The organism is Thermus sp. (genome assembly GCF_039793865.1).
Classification (GTDB): Bacteria; Deinococcota; Deinococci; order Deinococcales; family Thermaceae; genus Thermus.
This window is the reverse complement of record NZ_JBAMMI010000072.1, coordinates 1-3,657: the sequence shown is the minus strand read 5'-3', so window position 1 is coordinate 3,657 and position 3,657 is coordinate 1. Positions and strand designations below refer to the sequence as shown.

The following is a 3,657-nucleotide window of genomic DNA, read 5'->3' as shown; positions in this document are numbered from 1 at the left end:
GCGGCCTTGGGCGTGCCCAGGGCCGGGGCCTCGAGGCTAAGGAGAGAGGCGAGCCCCGCCCCCACAAGCCTCCCGAGGAGCTGGGCCCCCCAGTAGGCCGCCATTTCGCCCGCCCCGCAGGAAGAAGGCGAAGCTCACGGCCGGGTTGAAGTGGCCCCCGGAAACGTGGCCCAGGGCCACCACCATCAGGGTGATGGCGAGCCCGTGGGCCAGGGCCACCGCTACCCCGTCCTTCGCGGCGGCCGCCGCGCTCGTCCCCACCAGGAGGAGGGTCAGGGTTCCCAGGGCCTCCGCCAGCGGTTTGCCGCGCTCCATACGCCACCTCCGGATAGATGGCTTGCTACAACCAGGCTACCCCAGGCCGACCTTCCTGTTCAGGTGGGCCCCTGCCTGGAGGCACGAAAGCGCAAAGGGGCGCCAGGGAAAAGGATCCCCCACGGACAAGGCCCCTCGCCGTTGACACCCCACGAGGAGGCCTATAAAATCGCCCCCGAAAAGGAGGGTCTATGAATCGCAAGGCTCTGCTCGGGGTGGTCTTTGTCGCTTTGGGACTCACAGGAGCGCTCGCCCAGCAGTCCCGGCTGGACGTGGTGAAGGCCAGGGGCCGCCTGGTCTGCGGGGTGAACGCCGTCCTCCCCGGCTTCGGCTTCCTGGACCAGAAGACGGGGAAGTACACGGGCTTTGACGTGGAGTTCTGCCGCGCCGTGTCCGCGGCACTCTTCGGGGACCCGGACAAGGTGGACTACGTGCCCTTAGACGCCAGGGTCCGCTTCCAGGCGGTGCAGAACGGGGAGGTGGACGTGGCCTTCCGCAACACCACCGTCACCGCCAACCGGGACGGCGCCTTGGGCGTGGACTTCCTGCCCGTCACCTTCTACGACGGCCAGGGGGTGATGGTGAAGAAGGGGCGGGCCAACACCCTCCGGGAGCTCCAGGACGCCACCTTCTGCACCACCCAGGGCACCACCAACGAGAAGAACATCACAGACTACATCCGGGCCCAGAAGTGGCGGAACGCCAAGGTGCTCACCTTTGAGGACGGGGCCAAGGTGATGAACGCCTTCCTCCAGGGCCGGTGCGACGCCTTCACCGCCGACAAGTCCCAGCTCGTGGGCTACCGGGCCACCGCCCCCAAGCCCGAAGAGCTCGTCATCCTAAAGGAGACCATTTCCAAAGAGCCCTTGGCGGGCTTTGTGCGGGAGAACGACTCCCGCTGGCGCGATGCCCTGAGCTGGATCGTCTACGCCACCATCCAGGCGGAGGAGTACGGCATCACCCAGAAGAACCTGGACCAGTTCCTCAAGAGTGAGGTGCCCGAGATCCGGCGCTTCCTGGGCCTCGAGGGCACCCTGGGCCAGGACCTGGGCCTGCCCCGGGACTTCGTGGTGCGGGTGATCCGGGCCGTGGGGAACTACGGGGAGATCTACGACCGCTTCTTCGGCCCCAAGAGCCCCTTCTACATCCCCCGCACGGGCACCCTAAACGCCCTCCAGCGGTACGGCGGCCTGATGTACAGCCCGCCCTTCCGCTAAGCCCATGGCCCCCAGGCTACGCGACCTCCTCCTGCAGGCCTTGGTCCTGGGTCTCGTGGCCTGGGGCCTCCTCGCGCTCCTCGCCGAGGCCCGGGCCCGCATGGCCGCCCAGGGCATCCCCTTTAGCTTCGGCTTCCTGCGGGAGGAGGCGGGCTTCAGCCTGAGCGAGGGGCTCACCTACGCCCCCGGAGAGGGCCTGAGGCCCTTCTACCCCTCGGACACCTACCTCCAGGCCCTCCTGGCCGGCTTTCTCAACACCCTGAAGGTGGCCCTCCTCGGCCTCGTCCTTTCCACCCTCCTCGGGCTCCTGGTGGCCGCGGGCCGCCTCTCGGCAAACCCCCTGGCCCGGGCCCTGGGCGCGGGGTACGTGGAGGCCATCCGCAACACCCCCCTTCTCCTCCAGCTTTTCGTCTGGTACTTCGCCATCCTTCTCAAGCTCCCGCCCTGGGAGAAGGCCCTCTCCTTCGGCGGGGCCCTCCTCTCCCAGCGGGGGCTCGTCCTGCCCGAGGTGGGCCTCGGCCAGGGGGCCCTGGGGCTCGCCCTTGGCCTCCTGGCCTTCGCCCTCCTCAGGCGGCGCCTTCCCCTGGCCCTGGGGGCCCTCCTCCTTGGCCTCCTCCTCGGCTGGGTCTTGGGAGGCCCGCCCCTCTACCTCCTCCCGCCCGTGAAGGAGGCCTACGGCGCCAGGGGGGGGATTCTCCTTTCCCCCGAGTTCGCCGCCCTCCTCTTCGGCCTCGTGGTCTACACCGCGGCCTTCATCGCCGAGGTCTTCCGCGGGGCCATCCTGGCGGTGCCCAAGGGGCAGTGGGAGGCGGCCTACGCCCTGGGCCTCGAGGGCCGGGACGCCTTCCGCCTCATCGTCCTGCCCCAGGCGGTGCGCATCGCCGTCCCGCCCCTGGCCAACCAGTACCTGAACCTGGCCAAGAACACCTCCCTGGGGGTGGCCGTGGGCTACCCGGACCTCTTCTCCGTGTACGGCACCGTGGCCAACCAGTCGGGCCGGAGCCTCGAGGCCATCCTCCTGGTGATGGGGGTGTACCTCTCCCTGAGCCTCGGCATCAGCCTGGCGGTGAACACCTACAACCGCCGCGTGGCCCTGAGGTGGCGGCTATGAGGCTCCTCAAGGCCCTCTTCGGCACCCCGGGCAACGCCCTCCTCTCCCTCCTCCTCCTGGCCTTCCTGGGCTGGCTGGGCCAGGCCCTCCTCCTTTGGGCCTTTAGGGCGGAGTGGCGGGTGGTGGGGGAAAACCTCCCCTACTTCTTCGTGGGCCAGCTCCCGCCAAAGCAACTCCCGCGGGTGGCGGGCTTCTTGGGCTTCCTCGCCCTGGCCCTCCTCGGGTGGCTCGGGGGCCTGCGGGCGCTCCCGGTGCCGAGGCCCAGGCTTCTCCTCCTCTTGGGGCTCCTCGGAAGCCTCCTCCTCCTCCCCTGGCCCCCCACCCTCTGGGGCGGCCTCCTCCTCTCCTTCCTCCTCTCGGCCAGCGCCATGCTCCTCGCCTTTCCCCTGGGGGTGGCCCTGGCCTTCGGGCGCCAGGCCCGGCTTCCAGCTCTCCGCCTTCTCGCCATCGCCTTCATAGAGGGGGTGCGGGGGGTGCCCCTGGTCTCCCTCCTCTTCCTGGCCTTCGTCACCGTACCCCTTTTCCTCCCCCAGGACCTGCGCGTGCCCCAGGTGGTGCGGGCCCTGGTGGCCTTCACCCTCTTCGCCGCCGCCTACCTGGCGGAGAACGTGCGGGGAGGGCTCCAGGCCGTGCCCCGGGGGCAGTGGGAGGCGGCCTTCAGCCTGGGGCTGAGCCCCTTCCAGGCGGTGCGCTACGTGGTCCTGCCCCAGGCCCTAAGGGCGGTGATCCCGGCCCTGGTGGGCCAGTACATCGCCCTCTTCAAGGACACCTCCCTGGTGGCCCTCATCGGCCTCCTGGACCTCATGGGGGTGGCCCGGGCGGTGCTGGCCAACCCCCAGAACGTGGGCCTGGAGCGGGAGGTCTACCTCTTCCTGGCCCTGGTCTACCTCCTAGTGAGCGGGAGTTTTTCCTACCTAGGGCGCCTCTTAGAGCGCGGACTCGGCCTCGGAGCGAGATGATGGAGCCCATCATAAGGATCCGCAACCTGCACAAGTGGTTCGGCCCCCTGCACGT

At 69.4% G+C, this 3,657-nt stretch carries 4 protein-coding genes; 3 read left to right on the top strand and 1 reads right to left on the bottom strand.

Annotated elements, in window-relative coordinates:
• Positions 1–36: 36 nt before the first annotated feature.
• Positions 37–315: an aquaporin gene (locus tag ABJK26_RS06765; RefSeq protein ID WP_347241522.1), complete on the bottom strand. Its 279-nt coding sequence runs from the start codon at positions 313–315 to the stop codon at positions 37–39.
• Between the two features lie 191 nt (positions 316–506).
• Here ABJK26_RS06765 and ABJK26_RS06760 point away from each other — a divergent pair, with 191 nt between their 5' ends.
• The 3 genes from ABJK26_RS06760 to ABJK26_RS06750 are packed head-to-tail and all read left to right on the top strand — an operon-like array spanning position 507 to position 3,602.
• Positions 507–1,532, top strand: a complete 1,026-nt coding sequence (locus ABJK26_RS06760; RefSeq protein WP_347241521.1) for an amino acid ABC transporter substrate-binding protein — start codon at positions 507–509, stop codon at positions 1,530–1,532.
• Between the two features lie 4 nt (positions 1,533–1,536).
• Complete coding sequence (locus tag ABJK26_RS06755) at positions 1,537–2,643, top strand: ABC transporter permease subunit (protein WP_347241520.1); 1,107 nt, start codon at positions 1,537–1,539, stop codon at positions 2,641–2,643.
• The gene (locus ABJK26_RS06750; protein WP_347241519.1) at positions 2,640–3,602 is read left to right on the top strand and encodes an amino acid ABC transporter permease; all 963 of its coding nucleotides are present in this window, start codon (positions 2,640–2,642) and stop codon (positions 3,600–3,602) included. The genes ABJK26_RS06755 and ABJK26_RS06750 overlap by 4 nt, the downstream gene beginning before the upstream one ends.
• Positions 3,603–3,657: the final 55 nt, after the last annotated feature.